This window comes from Alterinioella sp. B-7, from assembly GCF_056857775.1.
This window is the reverse complement of the sequence record NZ_JBSXNT010000024.1, coordinates 95,042-119,308: the sequence shown is the minus strand read 5'-3', so window position 1 is coordinate 119,308 and position 24,267 is coordinate 95,042. Positions and strand designations below refer to the sequence as shown.

Below are 24,267 nucleotides of genomic sequence, written 5' to 3'. Positions count from 1 at the left end.
GCGGGCCTTCCTAGTTGCTGTGCTCATTGATCCAGCCGCGGAATACAGGGTCGCCCGCCTCAGCGCCATAGGTGACCGGGGGGCTGCCCGCATCCAGCAATGCCGCCGCCGGGGCGCCGTCCGAGATGCGGATGCCCCAGACCCCGCCCGAGATGTTGCAGCTATGCGCCATGCAGCCCGCGCCAAGCACCCAGTCGCCGCGCTGGATCACGTTGTTCGCGGGGCCGATGCGGGTCGAGAGGTCGCGGATCTCCTCAACTGTCATGATGGTCAGGAACCGGGCGCGCTCATCGGCGTGGCGGAAGATCTCGTAGGGGTGTTCGCCGATCCAGCGCTGCGCCTCCGGCCCCGCCCCGGCAGGCTGGCCGGAGGCGAAGGGCAATTCGTTCGGCGTCTCAAGCTGGCCCTCGTCGCTGAACCGGTAGGTGGTGAATTGCTGCCGCATCCCGTCGCGGTAGATGTCAAGCTCCAGCGCCTCGGGGTAGACCCTCAGATCGCGCAAGGCCCCCTCGCAGCCGCCGGTCTCGCCCATCGGCTGCACGCGCGCCTCCGACACACGGATGACGGTAATGCCCGGTCCGCACATGTTGCCGCCATGGTGATGCGTGGCCAGGAGCCAGTCGTGATCGGCCTCCGCCAGCGCATAGGCCCCCAGGATGGTCCAGCGGTAATCGGTCTCGACCGGCAGGGCCGCGCCCAGGACCGAGAGGCTTTGCTGATAGATCTCACCCGTCACCTGCGCCGGGCCGAACCGGGTCTGGTATTGCTGGTAGGCGCCCAATTCCACATCGGCGCTGGCCGTCGTTGCCGCAAGCGCCAGTGACAGGGAACACAGGAAACGGCGCATGACGGTCCTCCTTCGGGACGAAAACTCAGAACAGGCTGGCCTGATCGGGGCTTTTCGGCGCGTCCAGGCCCAGATGCGACCAGCCTTTGCTGGCCAGCATCCTTCCCCGCGGGGTGCGCGCGATCAAGCCCTGTTGCAGCAGAAACGGCTCGATCACCTCTTCGATCGAGTCGCGGCTTTCACTCAGCGCCGCCGACATCGTTTCCACCCCCACCGGTCCGCCGCCGTAGTTTTCGGCCATCAGGCTCATGTAGCGCCGGTCGGCCCCGTCGAGACCCAGGTGATCGACACCAAGCCGGGTCAGCGCTGAATCGGCAATCGCGCGGGTCAGGGTGCCGTCGCCTTCGACAAGGGCGAAATCCACCACCCGGCGCAGCAGCCTGCCCGCGATACGCGGGGTGCCGCGCGCCCGCCGCGCAATCTCCATCGCGCCATCGGGGTCGCAGGAAATGCCCAGAAGGCGCGCGCCACGGGTCACGATCTCGTTCAGCTCGGGAACGGTGTAGAATTGCAGCCGCGTGGGAATGCCGAACCGGTCGCGCAAGGGCGTCGTCAGCAGCCCCAGCCGCGTCGTCGCGCCAACCAGCGTGAAGGGCTGCAACTCGATCCGCACAGTGCGCGCGGCGGGGCCTTCGCCGATCACGAGGTCCAGCTCGAAATCCTCCAGCGCGGGATAGAGCACCTCCTCCACCGCCGGGTTCATGCGGTGGATCTCGTCGATGAACAGGACGTCACGCGCATCCAGATTGGTCAGGATCGCCGCCAGATCGCCCGCCTTTGCCAGGACAGGCCCGGAGGTCATGCGGAAGTTCACGCCCAATTCCCGCGCCATGATCTGCGCCAGCGTGGTCTTGCCCAATCCCGGCGGCCCGTGAAAGAGGACGTGATCCATCGCCTCGCCCCGCCTGCGCGCGCTTTCGATGAAAACGCCCAGATTGGCGCGCGCCTCCTCCTGCCCGATGAACTCGGACAGGTGCTGCGGCCGCAAGGCGCGATCCGGGCTCTGATCCTCGGGCAGGGGCGTCGGGCGCAGGGTGGGATCGGGGTCGGTCATGTCAGTCCTTCGGCGCCAGCAGGCGCAACGCGGCGCGGATCAGGGCGGAGGTTCCGGCCCCCTCCTCCGCACCCGCTGCCCGTGCCACGGCCTGCGCGGCATCGGCGGGGGCATATCCGAGGTTGCGCAGGGCCGACAGCGCCTCGGTCTGCGCGGCAGATGTGGTGGGTGTGACGGCGGCAGCGGGCGCGGCAGGCGCATCGCCCAACGCCTCGACCACATCGCCGCCCATCGCCATCACGCCCGGCGCCTTGTCCTTCAACTCGTTCACGACGCGCGCGGCCAGTTTCGGGCCGACACCCGGCGCGGCCTTGACCGCCGCCGCATCGCCAAGAGCGATCGCGCGGGCCACGCCTTCCGCCCCCAAAGTGCCCAGAATGGCCATCGACGCCTTCGCGCCCACCCCCTGGACCGAGACCAGCAGCCGGTGCCATTCCCGGTCATAGGCGGTGCGAAAGCCGAAAAGCTGCATGAGATCCTCGCGCACCAGAAGCTCGGTGAAGAGCGCCACGCGGCTGCCCACCCCCGGCAATTCCGCCAGCGTCCGGTCGGAGCAATGCAGCTCATACCCCACGCCGTTCACATCCAGCAGGACCATCCCCGGCCCCTTGTGATCGACCACCCCCGTCAGCTTGCCGATCATCTTGCGGCCCCGGCGGCGATGCGCGCGGCGGTCCGGGCATGAAACGCGTGACAGATCGCGATGGCCAGCGCATCGGCGGCATCCGCGCTTTCGGGCAACGCGCCGGGAAGTTGCAACCGCACCATATGCGCCACCTGCTGTTTCTGGGCATGGCCGACGCCCACCACGGTCTTCTTTACGGCATTGGGCGCGTATTCGGCAACGGCCAGCCCGGCCTGCGCAGGCACCAGCATCGCGATTCCGCGCGCCTGCCCCAGTTTCAGCGTCCCGGCCCCGTCGCGGTTGACGAAGGTCTGCTCCACCGCCGCCTGATCGGGGGCGTAGCGGGCGACGATCGCGCTCAACTGGACATGCAGCGACAGAAGCCGCGCGGCCAGGTCGGTGCCGCTGCTGGAACAGACCCCGTTGGCGACATGGCTGAGTCGCGACCCATCCGCCTCGATCACGCCCCATCCGAGGTATCTCAGCCCCGGATCGATTCCGATTATCCGCATTTCCGCCCGACCCGTCGTTTTTGTTGTTTCTTTTTTGCACCACTAGCACGAAACGCGAACACTGACCAGCCTTGGTCGCTTTCAGTGTGCCGATATCCTGATTGCGACATGCGGCGTTGATCCTGTCCGAACCAGACAAGCGGATGGTCAGTTTCGGACATGTGACAGAGCGGATTCTTGCCGTGTTTACATCATGTTAAGCGCGATTTCCGTCATGCGGAAATCGCATGGCACCCATGCAAAATTCACCTATTGCCCCGGCAGGGGCCAAAGCCTAGTTGCGGCTTATCGAACGTATTGACAGGCCCCAATTTCAGAGATCGGAAAGGATGACTCAGATGGCTATCATGACGAACCGCACCCTCGGCGCTGGCCTCAGCACTGTGAACATCTTCGCCGCCCTGGTGGGCCGCATCGCCGCCTGGAACGACGCCCGCGTGACCCGCAAGGCGCTGTCGGCCCTGACTGACCGTGAGTTGGACGACCTCGGCCTGCATCGCGGCGACATCGACGGCATCGCGACCGGCATCCGCCGCTAAGCCGACCGCACAGGTCACAGATCGAAGGGCCGTTTCCGCCGCGCGCGGACGCGGCCCATTCGTGTTCCGCCTACTGGACCGGCGCGGGCGCGCCATCCTCCAGACCGGCAGTCCTCTCCGGTGCGGCCTCGCGGTCCGGTGGCGCGCCGATAACGGCAGAGATCTGTTGCGCAATCCAAGTCGAGGCCGGATCCATCGACAGAACCCGCGCCGCGATCTGGCCACCGGTCGTCCCGGTCTCCAACTCGGCCAGCCGCGCGGCATAGCCGGTCTCGCCCTGGTGCCAGATCATGAAACCCTTGAGGGCCAGGAAACAGGCCAGTGCCAGTGTCAGGCTACGCCAGGGGATACCGGGCCGCCAGATCGGCTTGCGGTATTCGACCAGCCCATCGCGGCGGATATGCATGTTACGGGGAAGCCGCGCCGAGGCGGAGCGTTCGATTCGGTTCACGCGCTGGTTGAAGCGCGACAAGTTCTGATCCATGGGTGGCAGCCCTGCATCTGACGCCCCCAACCCCGTGGCAAATTATATGCAGAATTGTGGCAAATTTGTGGTCATCAGCGGATCAGCGTCAGCGTCGTCCAGTCGCCGATCTCGGCGCGATGCTCCAGGCGCAGGCCCTGGGCCTCATAGGCGGCGATCACATCCCCGGCCTGCGCGTTGAGCAACCCCGACAGGATCACATGCCCGCCCGTGCCCAGATGCGCCGCCACATCCGGGGCCAATTCGATCAGCGGCCCCTTCAGGATATTGGCGAAAATCAGGTCATAGGGCGCCGCATTGCGAAGCGTCGGATGGTCGAACCCCGCCGCCTCGACGCAAGCGACCCGCCCCGCCTCGCCATTGGCCGCGACATTGGCCAGGGCGACCTCGACCGCGACCGCGTCAATATCCGAGGCCAGAACCGGCTGGCCCCAGGTCTTGGCCGCCGCCAGCGCCAGAACGGCGGTGCCGCAGCCGATATCGACCGCGTTGTGCTTCTCATGGCCCGCCTGGATCAGCCGCTCCAGCGCTTCCAGGCAGCCTTGCGTGGTGCCGTGATGCCCGGTGCCAAAGGCCATCGCCGCCTCGATCAGCAGCGCCACCCGCCCCTCGGGCACGGCATCCGCGTCATGGCTGCCATAGACGAAGAACCGCCCGGCCTCGACGGGATGCAACTCGCGCCGCACATGCGCCACCCAATCGGTCTCGGGCAGTTCCGAGACCACGAAGGGCTTGGCCCCATAGGCCGCCGCCAGCACCGCCAGCGCCACGTCGTCGGGCGCCTCCACGAAATAGGCCCCGACCTCCCACAGGTTTGATCCGTCCTCCATCTCGAACACGCCAACGCCGGTCGGAGCAGGATCGAGACTCTCCAGCTTCTCGCCCAGGGCCTCGGCCTGGGACCGCTCGGTCAGGGTGGTCAGCGCGGTAAAGGTCGGCATCGGGTCTCTCCCATTCGGAACATGGCCCCCCGCATAGGCCGGGACGCGCAACTTCGCCAGCCCCATCTTCTTGGTCCAAATACTCAACTCCGCGCGGGCGTCAGCCCGCGCGCCCGGTCGACGCCGTCAGGCGGCGAAACCCCTACTCCGCCGGGCGCGGTGCCGGCAGCGTCAACACCGTCTCATGCCCCGGCTCCGGGTGGCGCGGGATCAGCGTCGCCAGCACTAGCGAGGTCAGCGCCATTCCGGCCGCCATCAGGAACACCGCCATCGGCGAGGTCAGCCACAACAGCCCCAGAGCCACCGGCAGGAACACCGCCGCGATATGGTTGATGGTGAAGGCCACCGCCGCCGTGGGGGCGATGTCGCCGGGGTCGGCGATCTTCTGGAAATAGGTCTTGATCGCCAGGGCCAGCGAAAAGAACAGGTGATCGACGATATAGAGCACGATGGCCAGCCACACGCCCCAATCGAACAGGTAGATCCCGGCATAGAGCAGGAAGATCACCGCCAGCCCGATATATTCGAAGACCAGCGCCGCGCGTTCGCCGAAGACGGCCACGACCCGGCCCAGGATGGGCGCGACCATCATGTTGAGGACCAGCGTCGCCATGAACAGTCCCGCAACCTCATGCACATCGAAATGGAACCGCTCCACCATCATGAAGCCCGCGAAGACGATGAAGATCTGCCGCCGGGCGCCTGCCATGAATTGCAGCGCATAGTAGAGCCAGTAGCGCCGCCGCAGGATCATCTGCTTGCGCTGCGGGTTCGGGGCCTCGAATTGCGGGTAGAGCAGCAGCGCCGCGACCGCCACCAGCGCGGTGAATCCGCCGCCTGCCCAGTAGACGGTGGAGTAGCTCAGGTCATAGGCGCGCCAGGTCAGGATGATCAGCGTATAGGCCAGAAGCGTCCCGGCGGACCCTGCCGCCATCAGCCAGCCAAGCACCTGCGGCGCGCGCTTCTTGTCCAGCCATTGCAGTTGCAGCGACTGGTTCACCGTCTCGTAATAGTGAAACCCGATGGAACTGAAGAGCGTGATCACCAGGATGCCGCCAAGCGACGGAAACTGTGCCGTCAGCCCGGTCGCCACACCCAGCAGCACCAGCGAGACCAGCCCCAACACCTGTTCGCGGATGAAGATGATCAGCGCGATCACCCCCACGGCCAGGAAACCGGGGATCTCGCGCACCGTGTGCAGAAGCCCGATATCGGCCCCGTCGAAACTGGCCACCTCGATGACGAAATTGTTGAGCAGCGCCGACCAGGTCGAATAGGCGATCGGCATGGCCAGCGCCATCAGGACCAGCAAGCCGATCGGCTGACGCCAGCGCGGCAGGGCGCGGGCCTCCTCCAATGTCACGGTTCTGATCTTGTCGCCAATCATCCCCGCCCTTTACACCCGCGGCGCGGGATTGACGAGAGGTCAGGGACACGCGGCCCCTGCGGCTGCACTGTGCCTCCATGCACAGCCCCGGCCAGGGGCCGCCGATCAGGTTGCCAGCACGTTGCGGAACGCCCAGGGCACGCTTTCGTCGATCTCCTCGGGGAAATGCTCCCACCGGTCTTGCAAGGGGGTCCAATCGGTGTAATGCGCCTCGACCGGGCCCAGATAGGGGCGCTGCACGTCCAGGCACCGCGCATGGTCCATCTCATCGGTCTCGACGATGCCCGCCTGCGGGTTCTCCAGCGCCCAGACCATGCCCGCCAGCACCGCCGAGGTGACCTGCAACCCGGTCGCGTTCTGATAGGGCGCAAGATCGCGGGCCTCGTCATTGGACAGGCGCGAGCCGAACCAGAGCGCGTTCTTTTCGTGCCCGAAGAGAAGCACGCCCAACTCGTCGATGCCCTCGACGATCTCGTCGACATCCAGGATCTCATGGCGCGTCTGCTGCCGGCCCGAGCCGAACATCTCGTGCAAGGACAACACCGCGTCGTCGCTCGGGTGATAGGCATAATGGCAGGTCGGGCGATACTCCGGGTCGCCCGCATCGCCGACGGTGTAGTAATCCGAGATCGAGACCGCCTCGTTATGCGTCACCAGGAACCCGAATTGCGGCCCCGGCGTGGGGCACCAGCTATGCACGCGGGTGATGGCGCCGGGCCGCTCCAGCCAGATCGCGGATTGGCAGCCGGTGTCGAAACGGTGGCCGTTCTCGGGGAACCACGGCTCATGCGTGCCCCACCCCAGTTCGGCGGGCTGGAAGCCCTCGGCGATGAAGCCCTCGACCGACCATGTGTTGACGAAGGTGCCGCGCGGACGCGGTTTGCGGCGGGCCTGCGTGTCGCGTTCGGCGATATGGATGCCCTGCACGCCCAGATCGCGCATCAGCCCGGCCCATCCCTCGCGCGCCACCGGCTGCTTGATCTTGCGCCCGGTATCGCGGGCCAGGGTCAACAGCGCCTCTTTCACGAACCAGCTGACCATGCCGGGGTTGGCGCCGCAGCAACTGACCGCCGTGGACCCGCCGGGATTGCGCGCCTTCTCGTCCCGCATCGCCTGGCGCAGCGCGTAATTGGTGCGCTCGGCGTTTTCCGTGGTGTCGAAATAGAACCCGGCCCAGGGCTCCACCACCGTGTCGATGTAAGGCACCTCCATCTCGCGGCAGAATTTCATTAGGTCCAGCGAGGAGGTATCGACGCTGAGATTGACGCAAAACCCCTTGCCGCGCTCGAACAGCCCGCCCAGGACATCGCGGTAGTTCTCCGGCGTCAGCGCCGTGGCAACGTGGTTCAGCTTATGCTGGCGCAGGAAATTCGCCTGTCCCGCATCGGGCTCGATCACCACCAGCTTGTCGGCGTCATAGTCGAAATGGCGTTCGATCAGCGGCCAGGTTCCCTTGCCGATCGAGCCGAAGCCGATGATGACGATGGGTCCGTCGATCCTGCCGTAAACCGGGTATTCCGTGGTCATGGCCTGCATCCTCCGCGCGTGTCTTGCCGTGGGAACCCGTGATGCGACGGTCGGGGCCGGATCGCAAGGGGGTCTTTTGTCGCCGCGCGCGCAAGGCGGCGGGGAACAAGGGGCGGGGGCATTCGGTTGGGTCCGAAACGCACCGCTTTGAAAGGACACATATCATGACCGATCTGAAACAGGAGTTCTGGAAACGCCTGGACGATGTGCAGGCCGGGATGCTCGGCCTCGACGGGGCCGACCGGCTGATACCTATGTCGCCGCAGGTCGATGACGACGTGCCGGGCCATGTCTGGTTCATCACCGCCAAGGGCACCGATCTGGCGGAAGGCGTGGCGGGCGGCCCCAAGGACGCCCGTTTCGTGGTGGCCGATGCGAAATCGGGGCTCTATGCCGATGTCGCGGGCCAGTTGCGCCAATCGAACAACCGCGAGGCGCTGGACGAGGTCTGGAGCTTCATCGCCGAAGCCTGGTTCGAGGGCGGCGAGAGTGACCCCGATGTCTGTCTGCTGCAATTCACGCCGCGCGCGGGCGAGGTGTCGGTGACCGATGGCGGGGCGAAATTCCTCTATGAAATCGCGAAAAGCACGCTGACCGACGCCAAGCCCGATGCGGGCGCGCAAGGTTCGGTCAGTTTCTGACACCCTTCGGGAACAGGAAGAAAGGGGCTGACGCCATGCTGTCCGCCGCTCCTATGGCGGGGCAAACGCCGCTCTCTCGCGCGCCAGGTAATCTGCCAGGCTGGACGGGGCATGGCCGGTCAGGCGTTCGAGGTCCGGACGCACGGGGGCCGCGCGGCCAAGGCGCTGCACGGTGTAGAGCGCGGCCATGACCAAGGCCAAGGAGGCGGGCCGCCCGTGTCGGACCTCGCGCAGGACAAAGCCGGGGACGGAGGTGGGGCGGTAGCAGACCCGCCGACCGAGCAGCCGCGTCATCACTTCGGCCACTTCCCCGAAAGTCAGCGCCTCGGGCCCCGTCAGATCGTAGCCGCGCCCGTCATGCTCGCCCGGCGCGGCCAACACGGCGGCGCAGGCGCGCCCGATGTCGTCGGCGTCGAGGAATGCCGACCGGCCCCGCCCTGCCGGTACCGCGATCTCTCCGTCCTTCCGGATCGAAACCCCATGCCTGTCGGCGAGGTTCTGCATGAAGTCGGCAGGCCGAAGGAACGTGTGCGGCAGGCTGCTTGCCCGCACAGCCGCCTCCATGTGCCGATGCGGCAGCACCCGTGAGGTGTCGGCACCGTAGACCGAGGCGCAGACGACGTGGCGCAGGCCCGCCTCCCGCGCGGCGGTCATCAACCGCTCGAACGGCGCGCGCGAGGTCGTGGTCGGCGGACGCATGACGAAGATCTCCGTGCAGCCCGTCAGCGCGGCGGTGAAGCCGTCCGGGTCATCCAGGTCGAAGCGCACGGCCTCAGCCGCGCCGTCCACGGGCCCGCCCGACCGTGTGCCCGCCCGGACGCGACCGGCGGCATGGCGCAGCACCGCGCCGCCCATGCGTCCCGTCGCCCCCATCACGAACAGCATGTGTTTCTCCGGATCATTGCTCGGCAGTCCGTACCAGCTTACCAGGAGGCCAGGACATGCCCAGACCCGCCCGGACCGCCAAGGCGGCCATGCAACCCTCCCGCAGCATCGTGCGAAACGATGACCTCCTCCTCGCCGCGATCATCACCACATACGAAAAGGGGCCGCAGCCATATGGCGCGGCCCCTTTCCCTTTGCTGCGCGAGGCGCGGCTCAGTTCTTGGCGTAGTATTCCACGACCAGGTTCGGCTCCATCATCACCGGGTAGGGCACATCGCCCAGGGCCGGGATGCGCACGAAGGTGGCGGTCATCTTGGAGTGGTCGGCCTCGATGTAATCGGGCACGTCGCGCTCGGCCAGCCCGACGGCTTCCAGCACGGCGACATTCTGCTTCGAGCGGTCGCGGACCTCGATCACGTCACCTTCCTTCACGCGGTAGGAGGGGATGTTGACCTTCTGCCCGTTCACCCGGACATGGCCGTGGTTCACGAACTGGCGCGCGGCAAAGACGGTCGGCACGAACTTGGCGCGGTAGACGACGGCATCGAGGCGACGCTCCAGCAGGCCGATCAGCTGTTCACCGGTGTCGCCGCGCTGACGCTCGGCCTCTGCATAGATGCGGCGGAACTGCTTTTCGGTCAGATCGCCGTAATAGCCTTTCAGCTTCTGCTTGGCGCGCAGCTGCAAGCCGAAGTCGCTGAGCTTGCCCTTGCGGCGCTGGCCGTGCTGGCCGGGGCCGTATTCGCGGCGGTTGACCGGGGATTTCGGACGACCCCAGATGTTTTCACCCATCCGGCGGTCGATCTTGTACTTGGCAGAGGTGCGTTTGGTCACCGTCTGATCTCCTTCTATCTTGGCACCATCATCTGATCCGAAAACCGGTTCCCACTTTTCGGGTAATGGTCGCTGCTGCGACAGTCCCCGTTGCGCGAACCGACGTCCAAACCAGACGCGGCATTGAAGGGCGTTGTCCTCTAAGCTTGCGCTTTGACAGGCATCCCCTTGCGGGGGCCACCAACACCAATGAAAACCCCGGCAGTCGCCTGCCGGGATCGGGGCCTTTTACACCCGTGTGCGCCGGTGTCAATGCCGCGAAAGCCGTGGCTTCATTCCATGCATCAAGATCGCCGCCTCGGCCCGGTCCAGCATCCGCCGCGCGGGCGCGCCATAGGTGAAGGGGTCGGTGCCAAGCTCGGGGCGCAGGTCCAGCAGCGTCTCGCGCTGCTTCCCGTCAAGATGCTCCGGCCCCATATAGCCGGGGTGGAAGGTCTCGACCTCCAGCCCGTTGGCCCAGACCACCTGGTGACGTTCCAGCATCAGGTGCACATACCAGGTCTCGCGCATCGAGTGATCGACTGTCACCCGCGCGTCGCCGATCAGGTCGCTGGCACAGACCAGAACCTCGGGCTGCGCAAAGAGGTCGCGCGCGGCGGCCCCCTTCACGATCACACGATGCTCGGGCGACACCACCAGATCGGCGTCGGGCCTGTAGAGGCCAAGCGCACCGGCGCGAATACGGATCGGCCGCTGCGAGGGCATCGCGAAAAGGCGCGCACCCGACATGCGGCGCTGGCCGGTCCACTGAACCTCCTGCGGGCCGTCATCGCGGGTCAGCACCTTGTCGCCGGGGCCGAGATTCTCGATCGCGACCGCACCCTCGGGCGTGCGCAGCCGTGTGCCGGGGGTGAAGCAGATGACCGAGGCGACCTCGGGCGCATAGGCGCGCGGACGCGGCTGGTTGGCGCGCACGATGGTCAGGTCGCGCCCCACTGGCGGGATGGTGTCGGGAAAGATCAGGATCGGCAGACGCCCGGCATGGGCCGCGACCGGCACCACGGTGTAGAACCGGGTGCCATCGGACAGCACGAACGCATCGGCGAATAGCGGATCGGCCTCATCGGCGGCGGTCTCGCTCTGGGTGGGTGCGGGGTGGTGCATCAGTTTGCGCACCACCCGCGCCGCCCTGGCACGCAGCTCGGCGTGATCCTGGCTGACTCCCAGAAGCAGCGCGGCGCCATCGCCTTCCAGAGGAAGTGCGCGGCCATGCCAGCGCCAGGTCATCCCTTCGGCCAGTTCACTATTATTATCTGCCGGATCGCCCTCTATCAGGGTTTGCGACCATGCGATCATGGTCAGGCCCCGAATGCCCGTGCCCATCTTCATTCGCCTGTTTATTATAGTGCTTATACCGCTCTTTGGACCGACGCTAACACGCGCGAATCACCCTGTGAAGTAGATGATTCGCCCCTGCGGCATTTTTTCGAATCACTGCGGCGGCGCTGTCAGAACTGAAACCCGAACGAGACCGAGCCGATGGTCTGCCCCTCGGGCTGGCCGACGAACTCCTCGGACAGGTGGGTCAGGCCATAGAAGATGTTGGAGGAACCGAAGGCGTAATTGACGCCCGCGCGCAGCCGGTAGCGCGCCTCCTCCACCTCGTAGCCGCGATCCGACGGCAGGTAGCGCGAGCTGTCGACATAGGCCATGTCACCGCCCAGCAGGAACGAAAAGCCCTGGTCGATGCCGCCGTCGATGGCGGTGATCCGCTGGCCTGTCGTGCTGTCGCGCACGCGCAGCCCGTCCAGCCCGTAATCGCCGATGGTCAGGTCGAACCCGATCCGGGCCAGCGTCTCGACCCCTGCCTGCACCTCGACGAACGGGCGGATGCGCGCGCCGCCAAGGTCGATCTCCTGGCCCAGTTCAAACGTGCCATGCAGGTAGACACCATTCTCGACCTGGAAATTCTGTACATTCGGGCTGACCAGGCTGAAGACGTCATGCACCGCCTCCTGCATGTGGCGCACGCCGGATTGTTCGCCCAACACCATGACGTCGGCGCCAAGCGCGGCCTCCAGGCCCTGCCAGGTGAAATACGTATGCGCGCCCACCGACAGCACCCCGGCATAGAGCCGGTCGCCCGCAGCGGGGCGGTTGATATTGGCGGGCGTGATCGTCTCGCCCCGGAAACGGTATTCCATGATCTCGCCCATGCGCATGGGCAGGCCCCCATCCCAGCCGGACCCGCGCAGGACCGAGACGCTATAGGCCCCGGATCGCCAGCGGTCTTCACCATCGCCGATCAGATCGTTTGTGAAAAGGCGCGCGCGCCCCAGCGTCTCGCGACTGTCCCACCAGGACTGCGCCAGCGCGGATTGCGGCAAGAGCGCCAATAGAAAAAGGAGGACACCTGCCCGGCCCAGCACCTGCATCATCGTCATTGCCTCATCTGCCCGTCGCGATTTTTTTGCGAGCTTATTGTTGAATTGAGGCGAAATTATCACGCGGAGTCCGATCGGACCAGCCCAAGGTGGCATCGATTCGAAATTCGGGGCCGTGAGGAAGAATTTTGTCACAAAATTCTTCCTCACCGGAAAATCCTTCAAGAAGGATCTTCGGCACCCCCGGTCAGGCGGCCTTCGACGGCAGGAAGACCGACTTGATATTGACGAACTCGCGCATTCCGAACCCGCCATGTTCGCGGCCATAACCGGAGTTTTTCACGCCGCCGAACGGCATGTTCGGGTCAGCCGCGCCGAAGGAATTGATCCGCACCATGCCGGTGTCGAAATGCTTGCGCGCCAGGTCCAGCGCGCGCGCCTCATCCTTCGAGAAGATGCCGCCGCCCAGCCCGTAGCGGCTGTCATTGGCGATCCGCATCGCGTCCTCATCGTCCCTGGCGCGGATGATCGAGGCGACGGGGCCGAAGATCTCGTCATCATAGGCGGGCATGCCCGGCTCCACATCACCCAGCACCGTGGCGGGGTAATAGGCCCCCACCCGCTCCGGCGCTTCGCCACCGCAGAGCAGGCTGGCACCTCTCGAAATACTCTTCGTGACCTGTCTGACGACCGTATCCAGCTGCTCCTGGCTGGAGAGCGGGCCCAGCTTGGTGCCTTCCTCCATCGGGTCGCCCATCTCGATCTGCTTCATCTGTTCGACATAGGCGTCGACGAAGGCGTCATAGACCTTGTCGGTGACGATGAACCGCTTGGCGCTGACGCAGGTCTGACCGTTATTGTAGAGCCGCCCGATGGTGGAGAATTTCACCGCCGTTTCGATATCGGCATCCTCCAGCACCAGGTAGGCGTCGTTCGAGCCAAGCTCCAGCACCGATTTCTTCAGCGCCTCGGCGGCCTTCGCGCCGATATGACGCCCGGCATCGTCGCTGCCGGTCATGGTCACGGCGCGCACATGGTGATGGGCGATGATCCGGTCGCTGATGTCGTGGTCGATCACCAGGACCTGGAACAGATCCTCGGGCAGCCCCGCCTCGACGCAGATCTCGGCCAGGCGCAATGCGCTGCCGGTGCAGATCGCGGCGTGTTTCAGGACACAGCCATTGCCCGCCATCAGGTTCGCCGCCAGCACGCGGACCGGCTGGTAGAGCGGGAAATTCCACGGCTGGATCGAATAGACGACACCAATGGGCTGGTAGGTCACGACACCGCGCTGGCCGTCGCCATGGACGCGCTCCTCATCGGCCAGCAACTCGGGACCGTGCTTGGCGGCATATTCGAAAATCCCGGCGCAGAGCTCCACCTCGGTCTTGCCGTCCTTGTAGAGCTTGCCCACCTCCTGCGTCATCAGCTTCGCCAGGTCATCGGCGTTCTCGCGCAGCTTGGCAGCGATGGCGGTCAGATGCTCGGCGCGCTCTTCATGCGTCTTCCCGCGCCAATCCAGAAACGCGGCATGGGCCGCCTCGACGATCTGTGTGGCTTTCGTCTCGGACACCAGGTCATAGCTGGCCAGGGGTTCCTCGGTGGCGGGGTTGATCGTGGTGATCTGGGACATGTCAGGGCTCCTCATCCTTTCGTTGGCGAGCCAACGGATGAGGGGCGCGATCTGTTCCGTCTCAGCCCCGCCTCACCCGCATTTCGAATAGGCGCAATTGGCGCAGGTCAGGCAACCTTCCATCATCCGCATCTCGTGCTCGCCGCAATTCGGGCAGGCGGGCGAGGACGGACGCGCGCCGATCTCGACCACTTCCGCCTGCGGGTCCGATTTCAGCCCCATCCCCTCGCCGCCGATGAAGCCGATGGCGATGAGGTGCTTCTCGATCACGCCGCCGATGGCCGCCAGGATCGAGGGCACATATTTGCCCTGCATCCACGCGCCCCCGCGCGGGTCGAACACCGCTTTCAATTCTTCCACGACAAAAGACACATCCCCCCCGCGCCGGAACACCGCGCTGATCATCCGGGTCAGCGCCACGGTCCAGGCGAAATGCTCCATGTTCTTGGAGTTGATGAAGATCTCGAAGGGCCGCCTGTGGCCCGCGATGACGATATCGTTGATGGTGATGTAGATGGCGTGATTGCTGTCGGGCCATTTCAGTTTGTAGGTGTGGCCCTCCAGTTGCGCGGGGCGGTCCAGCGGCTCGGCGATATAGACCACGTCGCCCTGGTCGTCGGGCGTGGCCGCCGGGGCCTCGGAGGCTTCCGACACGCTCAATACCGATCCCGTCACCTCGTTCGGGCGATAGGTCGTACAGCCCTTGCAGCCTGTATCCCAGGCCTGCATGTAGACATCCTTGAACGCCTCGAAGGAAATATCCTCGGGGCAGTTGATGGTCTTGGAAATCGACGAATCCACCCATTTCTGCGCCGCCGCCTGCATCTTGACATGCTCCAGCGGGGTCAGGGTCTGGGCGTTGACGAAATACTCCGGCAACTCGCGGTCTCCGAACTTTTCGCGCCACATCTGCACGGCGTAATCGACCACCTCTTCCTCGGTCCGGCTGCCGTCGCGTTGCAGCACCTTGCGCGTGTAGGCATAGGCAAAGACCGGCTCGATGCCCGAGGACACGTTGCCCGCATAGAGGCTGATCGTGCCCGTGGGCGCGACCGAGGTCAGCAGCGCGTTGCGGATGCCATGCTTGCGGATGTCATCGCGCAATTCCTGGTCCATGTTCACCATGTTGCCCGAGGCCAGATACGCCTCCGCCTCGAACAGCGGAAACGCCCCGCGTTCCTTGGCCAGATCGACGCTTGCGCGATAGGCCGCATGCGCGATGGCCTTCATCCAGGCCTCGGTCTGCGCCGCCGCCGCGTCCGAGCCATAGCGCAGCCCCAGCATCAGCAGCGCATCGGCCAGCCCGGTCACGCCCAACCCGATCCGGCGTTTCGCCTTCGCCTCGGCCGCTTGTTCCGGCAGCGGAAACCGCGAGGCATCGACCACGTTATCCATCATCCGCACCGCGACGCGCACCAGGTCCTCCAGCGCGTCCATGTCCAGGGCTGCCGCCTCCTCGAACGGGTCGCTCACCAGACGCGCCAGGTTCACCGAGCCCAGCAGGCAGGCGCCATAGGGCGGCAGGGGTTGCTCGCCGCAAGGGTTGGTGGCGGCGATGGTCTCGGCATAGCCCAGGTTGTTCGCGGCATTGATCCGGTCGATGAAGATCACGCCGGGTTCGGCATGGTCATAGGTCGATTGCATGATCCGGTTCCACAGATCGCGCGCCTGCACGGTGTGGTAGACCTTGCCGCCAAAAACCAGGTTCCAGGTGCCATCGGCCTTCACCGCCTCCATGAACGGATCGGTGACCAGCACGGACATGTTGAACATGCGCAGCCGGGCGGCGTCGGATTTAGCGGTGATGAACTCCTCGATATCGGGGTGATCGCAGCGCATCGTCGCCATCATCGCGCCCCGGCGGCTGCCCGCGCTCATGATGGTGCGGCACATCGCGTCCCAGACATCCATGAAGGACAGCGGCCCCGAGGCATCGGCGGCCACCCCCTTCACATCCGCGCCCTTGGGCCGGATGGTCGAGAAGTCATAGCCGATCCCGCCGCCCTGCTGCATGGTCAGCGCGGCCTCTTTCAATGCCTCGAAAATGCCGCCCAGGCTGTCGGGGATGGTGCCCATGACGAAACAGTTGAACAGGGTGACGTTGCGCCCCGTCCCCGCCCCCGCCGCGATCCGGCCCGCGGGCAGGTATTTGAACCCGTCCAGCGCGTCATAGAAACGGTCTTCCCACAGGTCCGGCTCCGATTCGACCGCCGCCAGCGACCGCGCCACGCGCCGCCAGCTATCCTCGACGGTCTGGTCGATGGGCGTGCCATCGGCCTCCTTCATCCGGTATTTCATATCCCAGATGGCCTCGGCGATGGGGGCGGAGAAACGGCTCATGGGTCACTGCCTGCGCCCTTGGGGCAGGTCCATATAGGTGGTGGAAGAGGGACAAGATACCCACAAGACTTTGCCGGGTCAACGTGGACGGCACCGGTTTGACACCCTATGTTGCAATTCGGAAGGAATCGCGATGCCCGGCACCTCTACCCATCTCATCAAGCTCTCGGTCGGCACCGAGTCCGTCGAATCGCTCACCGAGTGGCAGGAGACCGCGCGCCTGCGCTGGCCCGACAAACAGCCACGCCACGTCACGCGGATGTGGCCCAAGCGCGCCGACGAGGTGCTGAATGGCGGCTCGATCTACTGGGTCATCAAGGGCGTGATCCTGTGCCGCCAGCGTATCCTGGCGCTGGAGGAGGTGATCCGCGAGGACGGCATCCGCCGCTGCGGGATCAAACTCGATCGCCCGCTGATCCGGGTCGAGGCGACGCCGAAACGCGCCTTCCAGGGCTGGCGCTACCTGCCCCCCGATGATGCGCCCGCCGACCTCTCCGCCGCCCGAGCGCGGGAAGAGAAACTGCCGCCCGAGCTGCAATCGGCCCTGGCCGAGATCGGCGTGCGGTGACGGGGCTGGCAACTTTCCTCGCCGCCTCCCTGATGGCGGGCTAGGCTGCCGCGCTCTGTTTCTGCCCGCAATGCGTGTTGCCCGGTTTCCGGTCTTTCCGGGCCGCCAGCACCAGCATGCTGCCCGCTTTCGCCCCCGGTGCCTGTTTCGTGGCCGAAAGGTGGGAGGCCGACACCCCCCTGCCGCCGCGCGGCGCGATCATCGTGTTTCGCCATCCGCTCACCGATGCCGACCCCATCTTCCGCCTGACCGGACTGCCCGGCGACGAGGTGCAGATGCGCGCCGGACGGCTCTGGCTGAACGGCGCGGAGGTCGCGCAAAGCGCCTTGCCCGATCGGACCTATGACACATCGTAAGACCCCACCTTCCCTTGCCCCTCCGCCCCGCCCGGCACAGAGACCTGCGAGATCGACCGGGCGCTGGAGACCCTGCCCGGCGGAGCCAGCTACCCGGTGCTGAACCTCAGGGTCGGCCCGCTGGACAACCCCGACGTCCTGACGGTGCCCGAAGGCCATGTCTTCGTCCTCGGCGACAACCGCGACAACGTCGCCGACAGCCGGATTCCGGCTCATAGCGGCGGCCCCGGCATGATCCCGGTCGGGAATATCTGGGGCGTGGTCAGCAGCGATTCCTGAGCGTTCGGAACGGGTCCGCGGCCCGTCGACGGGCCGCCGATGCGCTCGATCGACCGAGCGCATCCCCAGGTCGAACCGTTGTCTACCGCAACCGCTCGCTCAACTGCTCCAGCGCCGCGCGGTCCGCGTCGCTCCACTCCGCCACGCGCGACTTGAACAGCACCGCCTGGCTGCGATGGATCAACCCGTCGGACAAGAGCTTCAGGTGATTGGCCCGCAGGGTCTCTCCGGTCGAGGTAATGTCGGCCACAGCCTCGGCGGTCAGGTTCTTGACGGTGCCCTCCGTCGCGCCCTGGCTATCGACCAACTGGTAATCGGCAACGCCCGCATCGCGCAAGAACTCGCGCACCAGCCGGTGGTACTTGGTGGCGATGCGCAGCCGGTGGCCGTGGCTGCGGCGGAAATCGGCGGCGGCGGCATCGAGGTCCTCCAGCGTGTTCACATCGACCCAGAAGGCCGGTACCGCGATGATCAGGTCGGCATAGCCGAACCCCATCGGCTGCATCGCCTTGACAACCGCCTCCCAGGCCGGGATGCGCTCCCGCACCAGATCGCTGCCGGTGACACCCAGATGGATGCGCCCCGCCTGCAATTCACGCGGGATTTCCCCGGCGCTCAGCAGCACCAGGTCCAGGTCCGCCCCCTCGACCTCGGCGGCATATTCCCGGTCCGACCCGGTCCGCCGCATGGTGACACCACGGGCCGCGAACCAGTCGAAGGTCTTCTCCATCAGCCGCCCCTTGGACGGCACGCCCAGTTTCAGCGTCATGCCAGCCCCTCCCGCAGGATCTGCACCAGGCCCGGACGGATCACGCCGCCCACGGCCGGGATCTCGGCTCCGCGCCCCAGAACCCGCGTCAGCGCGTCATAGCGCCCGCCGGTGGCGACAGGCGGCAGGTCGGGCCGCGCCTCGGCCAAAAAGCCGAAGACGAACCCGTCGTAATATTCCATCGTGGTGCGCCCGAAACTGGCCTCGAAGGGCAGCCCCGCCACATCGACACCCGCCTGCGCCAGCGCCTCCATCCGCCGTTCCATCCGCTCAAGGGCAGGCGTCAGACCGGGCAGGTCGACGGCGATGTCGCGCAACTGGTTGCGGGCATTGGGCAGGGTCTCGCGCAGGGACAGGATGGTGTCCAGCACCTCCGCCTCGGCCCGCCCGATGGCAGGCGCCGCCGAATCCTCGGCCAGCGCGTTGAGCCGCCGGAGCACATCGCCCGCGCTGCGCTGCCCGATCCGGGGTCCGGCGCGCTCCAGCACCGCCTCGGCCCCGTCCTGCGCGACCATGGCCAGCGTCGCCAGCCGCAAGGGGTCGGTCGCCACGCGGCCCGTGAAGCGGTCCAGCAACCCGCGAAACCGGCGCGGCCGCCAGATATGGCGCATCAGCGCCGCCTTGCGCCGCCCGGTCGTGGACAGGCAGCCCACCGCCGCCTTCAGCACCCCGATATCGCCCGTCGCCGCGCGCAGGCCAAGCGGCGACAGCGCCTCGGCAAAAAGCGCGAAGACCTCGGCATCGGCGGCCTCGGGGTTCTCCCGGTCAAAGACCTCGTAGCCCACCTGCAGATATTCCCGCGCCCGGTCCGAGCCGCTTTGCTGCTTGCGGAACACCTCGCCCATATAGGTGTAGCGCGCCGGTTCGCCGCCCTCGCGCATATGGGTCTGCACCACCGGCACGGTGAAATCGGGGCGCAGCATCATTTCGCCCGCGTCGGGGTCCTGCGTGACATAGGCCCGCGCCCTTATATCCTCGCCATAGAGGTCCAGGAGCGTGCCCGCCGGTTGCAGCAGATCGGCATCCACCGGCTCCGCGCCGCCCGCCTTGAAAAAGGCAAAGAGCCGCTCCGCCTCGGCCCGCACCGCCAGTTTGTCGCTCATGCCAACCGGTCCAGGATCGCCCGCACTTCGCCCACCAGGTCGTCCCGCGCCACCTCGCGCTGCGCCGGCTGGCTCTTCCATTCCTCAAGGCTGGCGCTGGCGGCAATCTCGGCCCCAAGCGCCAGGTCCTTGATCTGCACCACGCCGCGCGCCGCTTCGTCCGAGCCCTGAATGATCGCCACCGGGCTTTCGCGCTTGTCGGCATATTTAAGCTGATTGCCGAAATTCTTCGGGTTGCCCAGATAGACTTCGGCCCGAATGCCTGCATTGCGAAGCTCCGCCACCATCGCCTGATAGTCGGCCATCCGGTCCCGGTCCATCACGGTGACGACGACGGGGCCTTGCATCTTGCCGCCCGCGCGTCCCTTGGCGCGCAAGGCGGCCAGCAGCCGGTCGACGCCGATGGAGATGCCCGTCGCGGGCACCGCCTGTCCGGTGAACCGCTTGACCAGATCGTCATACCGCCCGCCGCCCGCGACCGAGCCGAACTGGCGCGGACGGCCCTTGTCGTCCAGCACCTCGAAGGTCAGCTCCGCCTCATAGACCGGCCCGGTGTAATAGCCGAGGCCGCGCACGACGGAAGGGTCGATGACGATGCGGTCGGGGCCGTAGCCTTGGGCATCCAGAAGGGCGGCGATCTCCTCAAGCTCCGCCACACCCTCGGACCCCATGACCGAGTCCCCCACGGCAGCGCGCAGGTTCCGCACGGTCTCGGCCCCGGTTGCCCCTTTCGAGGTCAGGAAGGCCAGCACCGGCCCCGCCTGATCCTCACTCAACCCCACCCCGTCGATATAGGCCCCCGACGCATCCAGACGCCCTTTTCCCAACAACTCTCGCACGCCCGACTCGCCCACCTTGTCGAACTTGTCGATAGTGCGCAGCACGGCGTCGCGGCGGGATTGGTCGTCGCCCAACCCCATGCTTTCCAGCACCCCGTTCAAGACCTTCCGGTTATTCACCCGCACCACATAATCCCCGTGCGGGATGCCCACCGCCTCCAGCGTATCGGCCAGCATCGCGCAGATCTCCGCATCCGCCGCCATCGAGGCAGACCCCACCGTATCCGCATCGCACTGGTAGAACTGCCGATACCGCCCCGGCCCCGGCTTCTCGTTGCGCCAGACCGGCCCCATCGTGTAGCGCCGGTAGGGTGCGGCCAGGTCATTGCGGAACTGCGCCGCCACACGCGCCAGGGGCGCCGTCATGTCATAGCGCAGCGCCAGCCATTTCTCATCTTCGTCTTGCCAGGCAAAGACGCCTTCATTCGGGCGGTCCACATCGGGCAGAAACTTGCCCAGCGCCTCGACCGTTTCGATCGCCGAGGTCTCCAGCGGGTCGAAGCCATAGCGGTGATAGACCTTGCCGATCGTCTCCAGCATCGCATTTCGTTCGCGCACATCCGCGCCGAAATAATCGACGAACCCTTTCGGCGTTTCCGCCTTGGGGCGCGGCTGTTTCTTGACTTTGGCCATCTGGTCCATCCCGGCTCAACTCTGGGTCGACCGCCTCCTAGCCCAGTGGCCAGCGGGGGGCAAGGAGGGCCGGGCTGGCCAAAGCCCCTCCCCTGCCCTAGAACCGCGCCATGAGCAGCCTCGTAGACCTCGAAGAAGCCCTCGCCCACCTCACCTGCCAGGTCGAGGAGATGTCGGACGTGATCGCCCGCCAGGACCGAGAGATCGACCGCCTTACGGCCCGCGTCCAGATGCTGATGAACCGCGAGGCCGAACGCGAGGCCGACAGTTCCGGCACCATCCCGCTGGCCGACCAGAAACCGCCGCATTGGTAAGCCCACCGACATGCCTCTTTCATTTTGCTGAGAATACCTCGGGGTCGTCATTGTTGCGCCATTGGTCCGAGCGACAATGACGACGGCAGAGCCCCGGCCGGTCGGCGCGCCGAGGGCGCGGCGAAACCAAGTCTCCAATAACCCCGAATTAATGCATCAGGGGGTGTACGGGGGGTGCATCGGGGGGTGTACGCATATGCACCCCCCTCAATTCGCCACCAGATGCCCCGCCGCCCGACGCGGAAACGGCACCAGCCGCTCGTGTTCCTCGTCCCACAGTTTCAGCGTGAAACTGCGCAAAGCCTCGGGCCATTTGATCACCCTCAGCCCGTATTCATCGCGCAGCGCCCGGTGGCATTTGCGCAACCGGTAGGAGGGGATATTGGCGTTGAAATGGTGGATGTCGTGATAGGCGATATTGCCCGTCGCCAGGTCGAACCACCACCCCAGATCCAGCGCCGAGGAGCCCTGCAGCGCCGCCATGTCAGGACGCAGATCGGGGCGGCGGTCCCAATAGGTGTCTTCGAAATTATGCTGCAGATAGACCAGGAAAACCCCGGTGCAGGCCGCCACGAAAACGGTGATGGCATAGACGATCAGCGCATTTGTCCCGCCCAGGATCCACAGCAGAAAAATCCATGCAATCAACAGGATATTGTGGATCAGCACGCCGGTGACGCCGACCCGGCCCGTGTTCTTGGGCCAGCGATAGCGCAGCGCGTAGACGAAGATGCCGCCAAGCGGGATCAGGATCGCGGGGTTGCGGTAGAGCCGGTAGCCAAGCCGCTCCCAGACCCCCGCCCGCTCCCATTCGGCCAGCGTCATCGTGTGGATCTCGCCCGAGCGCCGCTCCTCCAGGTCGCCGAGGAACTTGTGATGCTGGTTATGGTTGAACTGCATCACCCGGTAGGGCGTCAGCGTGAAGGTGGACAGGCCATAACCCGCCCAATCGTTCACCCAGGCCCTGGCGAAGAGCGAATGATGCCCGCAATCATGCTGCAACACGTAAAGCCGCACCCCCGACAGCGCATTGATCACCGCCAAGGGCACCATCAGCCACAGCGTGTCGAAACTGATCACTGCCAGCCACAGCGTCAGGAAATACACCGCGAACGTGCCGAAATAGCTGGCCGCGGCCAGCGGATCGCTGCGGTTGCAATAGGCGCGGGTAATCTCTCGGATCGTGGCCATGACACTGAAACTCTTCAAAGGCGGGTTTGGTTTCACCCCGGCAGTCTAGGATCATCGCGAATGATTTCAAGGAAATGGCGGAATTGTCCAGCGGCCGACTGGGGCCGCGCGCAATGGGCCGAAAGCCGCCCGTTCAGGCCGGAACCGTCCCGCGTCGGCGCGGGCGGGACCGTATCAGGATCAGCCCGATGATGGCGATATTGACCAGGTTGAAGGCGATCCCGTTCAGGAAGGCCCATTGATAGCTGCCGGTCAGGTCAAAGATCCAACCCGACATCCAGCCGCCCAAAGCCATTCCCAGGATCGTCGACATCATCACGAAGCCCACCCGCTGCCCCGCCTCGCGCGCAGGGAGATACTCGCGCACCACGACGGCATAGCTCGGCACGATCCCGCCCTGGCTGAGTCCGAAGATCAGGCTGACGAGATAGAGCGCGTTGAGGCCGCTGGTCGGCAGGTAGAGGAACAACGCCACGCATTGCAGCCCCGACCCGATCAGCAGCGTCGCCACCCCGCCGATCCTGTCGGCCAGCGCGCCCGAGACCAGCCGCGAGGCTACCCCGCCGAACAGCATCAGCGACAGCATCTCGGCCCCCACGGCAGGGCCATAGCCGAGGTCCGCGCTCAGCGCCACGATATGAACCTGCGGCATCGACATCGCCACGCAGCAGCCGATCCCGGCCACGGCCAGCAGCCAGGTCAGCGCGCGCGGGCTGAACCCCGAGGTCAGCGCGCGCGATGCGGCGGCGCTCTCGGCCTCGGCCCGCCCCGCCTCGGAAACCTGCGCGCGCAGGAGCAGCGAGAGGGGGATCATCACCGCCACGCAGGTCGCCGCGATGATCAGGTAGGCGCTGCGCCATCCCCCCGGACCGGCCAGCACTTCGGCCAGGACCAGGGGCCAGATGCCGCCGGAAAGGTAATTGCCGCTGGCCGCGATCGCCACCGCGATGCCGCGCCGTTTCAGGAACCAATGCGAGATATCGGCGATAAGCGGCCCGAAACAGGCCGCCGAGCCGAAGCCGGTGATCAGTTGCAACGCCGACAGTACCCAGATATTGGGCGCAAACGCCCCGAGACCGAACCCCACCCCCAACATCAGCGCCGCGCCGGACAGCGCCACGGTGATGCCCCACCGGTCCACGACGCGGCCAATGTAGTAGTTGCCAAGCGCAAAGCCGATCATGGTCAGGGTGTAGGGGATCGAGGCATCGGCCCGCTCGACCCCGAATTCGGTCTGCATCGCGGGCATGATCACGATGATCGCCCACATCCCCACATTGCCCACCACGGCGATGGCCAGCGAGATCGCAAGGCGCAGCCAGGAGGCGCGCGAGTCGAGGGCGGAGGGGTGCGTCATGCGCCGGACGGTAGGCGCGAGGGTGGGGAATGGGAAGATGCGATCAAGAAAACAATGCTATCAACAGGCTTACAACTCCCAGACCGATTGAGAGGGAAGCCAAGAGCGCCGGGATTCTTATCGCGGGATCGCGTCGACGCAAGTACCAGCGCAGCGCCCCCCAGAATCTGAGTTTGCGAATTTCGAGAGAGTATTTCTTTCCGACGTTCAAACCGAGCGAGTTACGAAGCTCGAAATCCATGCCGATCTTATTGTCGAGAACTTGCCGACCAATAACGGCTGCAT

Annotated in this window: 23 protein-coding genes and 1 pseudogene; 5 read left to right on the top strand and 19 right to left on the bottom strand. The window is 65.9% G+C overall.

The features are described from left to right. Window positions 1–10: 10 nt before the first annotated feature. From AC13C7_RS05305 to ruvC, 4 genes are read right to left on the bottom strand one after another with little or no spacing between them, the layout of a single operon-like run. Window positions 11–847: a hypothetical protein gene (locus AC13C7_RS05305; protein ID WP_482866825.1), complete on the bottom strand. Its 837-nt coding sequence runs from the start codon at window positions 845–847 to the stop codon at window positions 11–13. Between the two features lie 25 nt (window positions 848–872). Next, window positions 873–1,901, bottom strand: a complete 1,029-nt coding sequence (gene ruvB / locus AC13C7_RS05300; protein WP_474887141.1) for a Holliday junction branch migration DNA helicase RuvB — start codon at window positions 1,899–1,901, stop codon at window positions 873–875. 1 nt (window position 1,902) lies between these two features. Continuing rightward, the gene (ruvA, locus tag AC13C7_RS05295; protein WP_172319642.1) at window positions 1,903–2,544 is read right to left on the bottom strand and encodes a Holliday junction branch migration protein RuvA; all 642 of its coding nucleotides are present in this window, start codon (window positions 2,542–2,544) and stop codon (window positions 1,903–1,905) included. Next, window positions 2,541–3,038 carry a crossover junction endodeoxyribonuclease RuvC gene (gene ruvC / locus AC13C7_RS05290; RefSeq protein WP_474887139.1) on the bottom strand — a complete coding sequence of 166 codons (498 nt, stop codon included), beginning with the start codon at window positions 3,036–3,038 and terminating at the stop codon, window positions 2,541–2,543. Before ruvC ends, ruvA begins: the two co-directional genes overlap by 4 nt. A gap of 347 nt (window positions 3,039–3,385) precedes the next feature. Here ruvC and AC13C7_RS05285 point away from each other — a divergent pair, with 347 nt between their 5' ends. Continuing rightward, complete coding sequence (locus AC13C7_RS05285; protein WP_407925854.1) at window positions 3,386–3,577, top strand: DUF1127 domain-containing protein; 192 nt, start codon at window positions 3,386–3,388, stop codon at window positions 3,575–3,577. Window positions 3,578–3,647: 70 nt separating this feature from the next. Here the strand turns inward: AC13C7_RS05285 and AC13C7_RS05280 are convergent, their stop codons facing one another. From AC13C7_RS05280 to AC13C7_RS05265, 4 genes are all read right to left on the bottom strand, one after another. Continuing rightward, window positions 3,648–4,061, bottom strand: coding sequence for a hypothetical protein (locus AC13C7_RS05280; protein WP_172319639.1), 414 nt, complete (start codon window positions 4,059–4,061; stop codon window positions 3,648–3,650). A gap of 74 nt (window positions 4,062–4,135) precedes the next feature. After that, window positions 4,136–5,002 carry a 50S ribosomal protein L11 methyltransferase gene (locus AC13C7_RS05275; RefSeq protein ID WP_482866824.1) on the bottom strand — a complete coding sequence of 289 codons (867 nt, stop codon included), beginning with the start codon at window positions 5,000–5,002 and terminating at the stop codon, window positions 4,136–4,138. A gap of 142 nt (window positions 5,003–5,144) precedes the next feature. Next, the gene (locus AC13C7_RS05270; protein ID WP_482866823.1) at window positions 5,145–6,389 is read right to left on the bottom strand and encodes an MFS transporter; all 1,245 of its coding nucleotides are present in this window, start codon (window positions 6,387–6,389) and stop codon (window positions 5,145–5,147) included. A 105-nt stretch (window positions 6,390–6,494) separates the two neighbouring features. Next, entirely contained in the window at window positions 6,495–7,916 is a 1,422-nt protein-coding gene (locus AC13C7_RS05265) for a homospermidine synthase (protein ID WP_482866822.1), read from the bottom strand. Between the two features lie 164 nt (window positions 7,917–8,080). Here AC13C7_RS05265 and AC13C7_RS05260 point away from each other — a divergent pair, with 164 nt between their 5' ends. After that, a complete protein-coding gene (locus AC13C7_RS05260) occupies window positions 8,081–8,557 on the top strand; it encodes a pyridoxamine 5'-phosphate oxidase family protein (RefSeq protein ID WP_482866821.1) in 477 nt (158 codons plus the stop codon). A 51-nt stretch (window positions 8,558–8,608) separates the two neighbouring features. On the opposite strand, the gene AC13C7_RS05255 is transcribed toward AC13C7_RS05260, so the two are convergent. The 6 genes from AC13C7_RS05255 to AC13C7_RS05230 all read right to left on the bottom strand — a co-directional run bounded on the left by AC13C7_RS05255 (window position 8,609) and on the right by AC13C7_RS05230 (window position 16,573). Further along, window positions 8,609–9,442 carry an NmrA family NAD(P)-binding protein gene (locus AC13C7_RS05255; protein ID WP_482866820.1) on the bottom strand — a complete coding sequence of 278 codons (834 nt, stop codon included), beginning with the start codon at window positions 9,440–9,442 and terminating at the stop codon, window positions 8,609–8,611. A 213-nt stretch (window positions 9,443–9,655) separates the two neighbouring features. Further along, entirely contained in the window at window positions 9,656–10,276 is a 621-nt protein-coding gene (gene rpsD, locus AC13C7_RS05250; protein WP_446170503.1) for a 30S ribosomal protein S4, read from the bottom strand. A 249-nt stretch (window positions 10,277–10,525) separates the two neighbouring features. Further along, entirely contained in the window at window positions 10,526–11,599 is a 1,074-nt protein-coding gene (locus AC13C7_RS05245) for a Hint domain-containing protein (protein ID WP_482866819.1), read from the bottom strand. Window positions 11,600–11,724: 125 nt separating this feature from the next. Next, window positions 11,725–12,660 (bottom strand): lipid A-modifier LpxR family protein, encoded by a 936-nt coding sequence (locus tag AC13C7_RS05240; protein ID WP_172319631.1) that lies wholly within the window; start codon window positions 12,658–12,660, stop codon window positions 11,725–11,727. A gap of 187 nt (window positions 12,661–12,847) precedes the next feature. After that, entirely contained in the window at window positions 12,848–14,233 is a 1,386-nt protein-coding gene (locus tag AC13C7_RS05235) for an NAD-dependent succinate-semialdehyde dehydrogenase (protein WP_482866818.1), read from the bottom strand. A 72-nt stretch (window positions 14,234–14,305) separates the two neighbouring features. Further along, window positions 14,306–16,573 carry an adenosylcobalamin-dependent ribonucleoside-diphosphate reductase gene (locus AC13C7_RS05230; RefSeq protein WP_482866817.1) on the bottom strand — a complete coding sequence of 756 codons (2,268 nt, stop codon included), beginning with the start codon at window positions 16,571–16,573 and terminating at the stop codon, window positions 14,306–14,308. A 133-nt stretch (window positions 16,574–16,706) separates the two neighbouring features. On the opposite strand from AC13C7_RS05230, the gene AC13C7_RS05225 reads away from it, so the two are divergent. Beyond that, a complete protein-coding gene (locus AC13C7_RS05225; RefSeq protein ID WP_482866816.1) occupies window positions 16,707–17,141 on the top strand; it encodes a DUF1489 family protein in 435 nt (144 codons plus the stop codon). Window positions 17,142–17,215: 74 nt separating this feature from the next. Beyond that, a pseudogene (lepB, locus tag AC13C7_RS05220) lies at window positions 17,216–17,776 on the top strand (signal peptidase I). Between the two features lie 82 nt (window positions 17,777–17,858). Here lepB and hisG read toward each other — a convergent pair. Genes hisG through hisS form a run of 3 tightly spaced genes read right to left on the bottom strand, consistent with a single transcriptional unit; the run spans window position 17,859 to window position 21,120 of the window. Next, window positions 17,859–18,545 (bottom strand): ATP phosphoribosyltransferase, encoded by a 687-nt coding sequence (gene hisG, locus AC13C7_RS05215; RefSeq protein WP_172319626.1) that lies wholly within the window; start codon window positions 18,543–18,545, stop codon window positions 17,859–17,861. Then, window positions 18,542–19,648, bottom strand: coding sequence for an ATP phosphoribosyltransferase regulatory subunit (locus tag AC13C7_RS05210; protein WP_172319625.1), 1,107 nt, complete (start codon window positions 19,646–19,648; stop codon window positions 18,542–18,544). Before AC13C7_RS05210 ends, hisG begins: the two co-directional genes overlap by 4 nt. Next, complete coding sequence (gene hisS / locus AC13C7_RS05205) at window positions 19,645–21,120, bottom strand: histidine--tRNA ligase (protein ID WP_172319624.1); 1,476 nt, start codon at window positions 21,118–21,120, stop codon at window positions 19,645–19,647. The genes AC13C7_RS05210 and hisS overlap by 4 nt, the downstream gene beginning before the upstream one ends. Window positions 21,121–21,230: 110 nt before the next feature. Between hisS and AC13C7_RS05200 the strand changes: the two genes are divergently transcribed. Continuing rightward, window positions 21,231–21,434 carry a SlyX family protein gene (locus AC13C7_RS05200; protein WP_172319623.1) on the top strand — a complete coding sequence of 68 codons (204 nt, stop codon included), beginning with the start codon at window positions 21,231–21,233 and terminating at the stop codon, window positions 21,432–21,434. 207 nt (window positions 21,435–21,641) lie between these two features. On the opposite strand, the gene AC13C7_RS05195 is transcribed toward AC13C7_RS05200, so the two are convergent. Both AC13C7_RS05195 and AC13C7_RS05190 read right to left on the bottom strand, forming a co-directional pair. Then, window positions 21,642–22,625, bottom strand: coding sequence for a fatty acid desaturase (locus tag AC13C7_RS05195; RefSeq protein ID WP_172319622.1), 984 nt, complete (start codon window positions 22,623–22,625; stop codon window positions 21,642–21,644). Between the two features lie 133 nt (window positions 22,626–22,758). Then, on the bottom strand, window positions 22,759–23,982 hold the full coding sequence (locus AC13C7_RS05190; RefSeq protein ID WP_482866815.1) for an MFS transporter: 1,224 nt from the start codon (window positions 23,980–23,982) through the stop codon (window positions 22,759–22,761). Window positions 23,983–24,267: the final 285 nt, after the last annotated feature.

Bases quoted from the DNA above. Each gene is read 5' to 3' on its own strand.
- AC13C7_RS05260 (WP_482866821.1), top strand. From the start codon at position 8,081: ATGACCGATCTGAAACAGGAGTTCTGGAAACGCCTGGACGATGTGCAG.
- AC13C7_RS05305 (WP_482866825.1), bottom strand. From the start codon at position 847: ATGCGCCGTTTCCTGTGTTCCCTGTCACTGGCGCTTGCGGCAACGACG.
- AC13C7_RS05270 (WP_482866823.1), bottom strand. From the start codon at position 6,389: ATGATTGGCGACAAGATCAGAACCGTGACATTGGAGGAGGCCCGCGCC.
- AC13C7_RS05285 (WP_407925854.1), top strand. From the start codon at position 3,386: ATGACGAACCGCACCCTCGGCGCTGGCCTCAGCACTGTGAACATCTTC.
- AC13C7_RS05275 (WP_482866824.1), bottom strand. From the start codon at position 5,002: ATGCCGACCTTTACCGCGCTGACCACCCTGACCGAGCGGTCCCAGGCC.
- AC13C7_RS05235 (WP_482866818.1), bottom strand. From the start codon at position 14,233: ATGTCCCAGATCACCACGATCAACCCCGCCACCGAGGAACCCCTGGCC.
- AC13C7_RS05255 (WP_482866820.1), bottom strand. From the start codon at position 9,442: ATGCTGTTCGTGATGGGGGCGACGGGACGCATGGGCGGCGCGGTGCTG.
- AC13C7_RS05225 (WP_482866816.1), top strand. From the start codon at position 16,707: ATGCCCGGCACCTCTACCCATCTCATCAAGCTCTCGGTCGGCACCGAG.
- AC13C7_RS05195 (WP_172319622.1), bottom strand. From the start codon at position 22,625: ATGGCCACGATCCGAGAGATTACCCGCGCCTATTGCAACCGCAGCGAT.
- AC13C7_RS05190 (WP_482866815.1), bottom strand. From the start codon at position 23,982: ATGACGCACCCCTCCGCCCTCGACTCGCGCGCCTCCTGGCTGCGCCTT.
- AC13C7_RS05210 (WP_172319625.1), bottom strand. From the start codon at position 19,648: ATGAGCGACAAACTGGCGGTGCGGGCCGAGGCGGAGCGGCTCTTTGCC.
- hisS (WP_172319624.1), bottom strand. From the start codon at position 21,120: ATGGCCAAAGTCAAGAAACAGCCGCGCCCCAAGGCGGAAACGCCGAAA.
- AC13C7_RS05240 (WP_172319631.1), bottom strand. From the start codon at position 12,660: ATGACGATGATGCAGGTGCTGGGCCGGGCAGGTGTCCTCCTTTTTCTA.
- AC13C7_RS05230 (WP_482866817.1), bottom strand. From the start codon at position 16,573: ATGAGCCGTTTCTCCGCCCCCATCGCCGAGGCCATCTGGGATATGAAA.
- AC13C7_RS05200 (WP_172319623.1), top strand. From the start codon at position 21,231: ATGAGCAGCCTCGTAGACCTCGAAGAAGCCCTCGCCCACCTCACCTGC.
- AC13C7_RS05280 (WP_172319639.1), bottom strand. From the start codon at position 4,061: ATGGATCAGAACTTGTCGCGCTTCAACCAGCGCGTGAACCGAATCGAA.
- AC13C7_RS05245 (WP_482866819.1), bottom strand. From the start codon at position 11,599: ATGGGCACGGGCATTCGGGGCCTGACCATGATCGCATGGTCGCAAACC.
- AC13C7_RS05265 (WP_482866822.1), bottom strand. From the start codon at position 7,916: ATGACCACGGAATACCCGGTTTACGGCAGGATCGACGGACCCATCGTC.
- ruvC (WP_474887139.1), bottom strand. From the start codon at position 3,038: ATGCGGATAATCGGAATCGATCCGGGGCTGAGATACCTCGGATGGGGC.
- ruvB (WP_474887141.1), bottom strand. From the start codon at position 1,901: ATGACCGACCCCGATCCCACCCTGCGCCCGACGCCCCTGCCCGAGGAT.
- hisG (WP_172319626.1), bottom strand. From the start codon at position 18,545: ATGACGCTGAAACTGGGCGTGCCGTCCAAGGGGCGGCTGATGGAGAAG.
- ruvA (WP_172319642.1), bottom strand. From the start codon at position 2,544: ATGATCGGCAAGCTGACGGGGGTGGTCGATCACAAGGGGCCGGGGATG.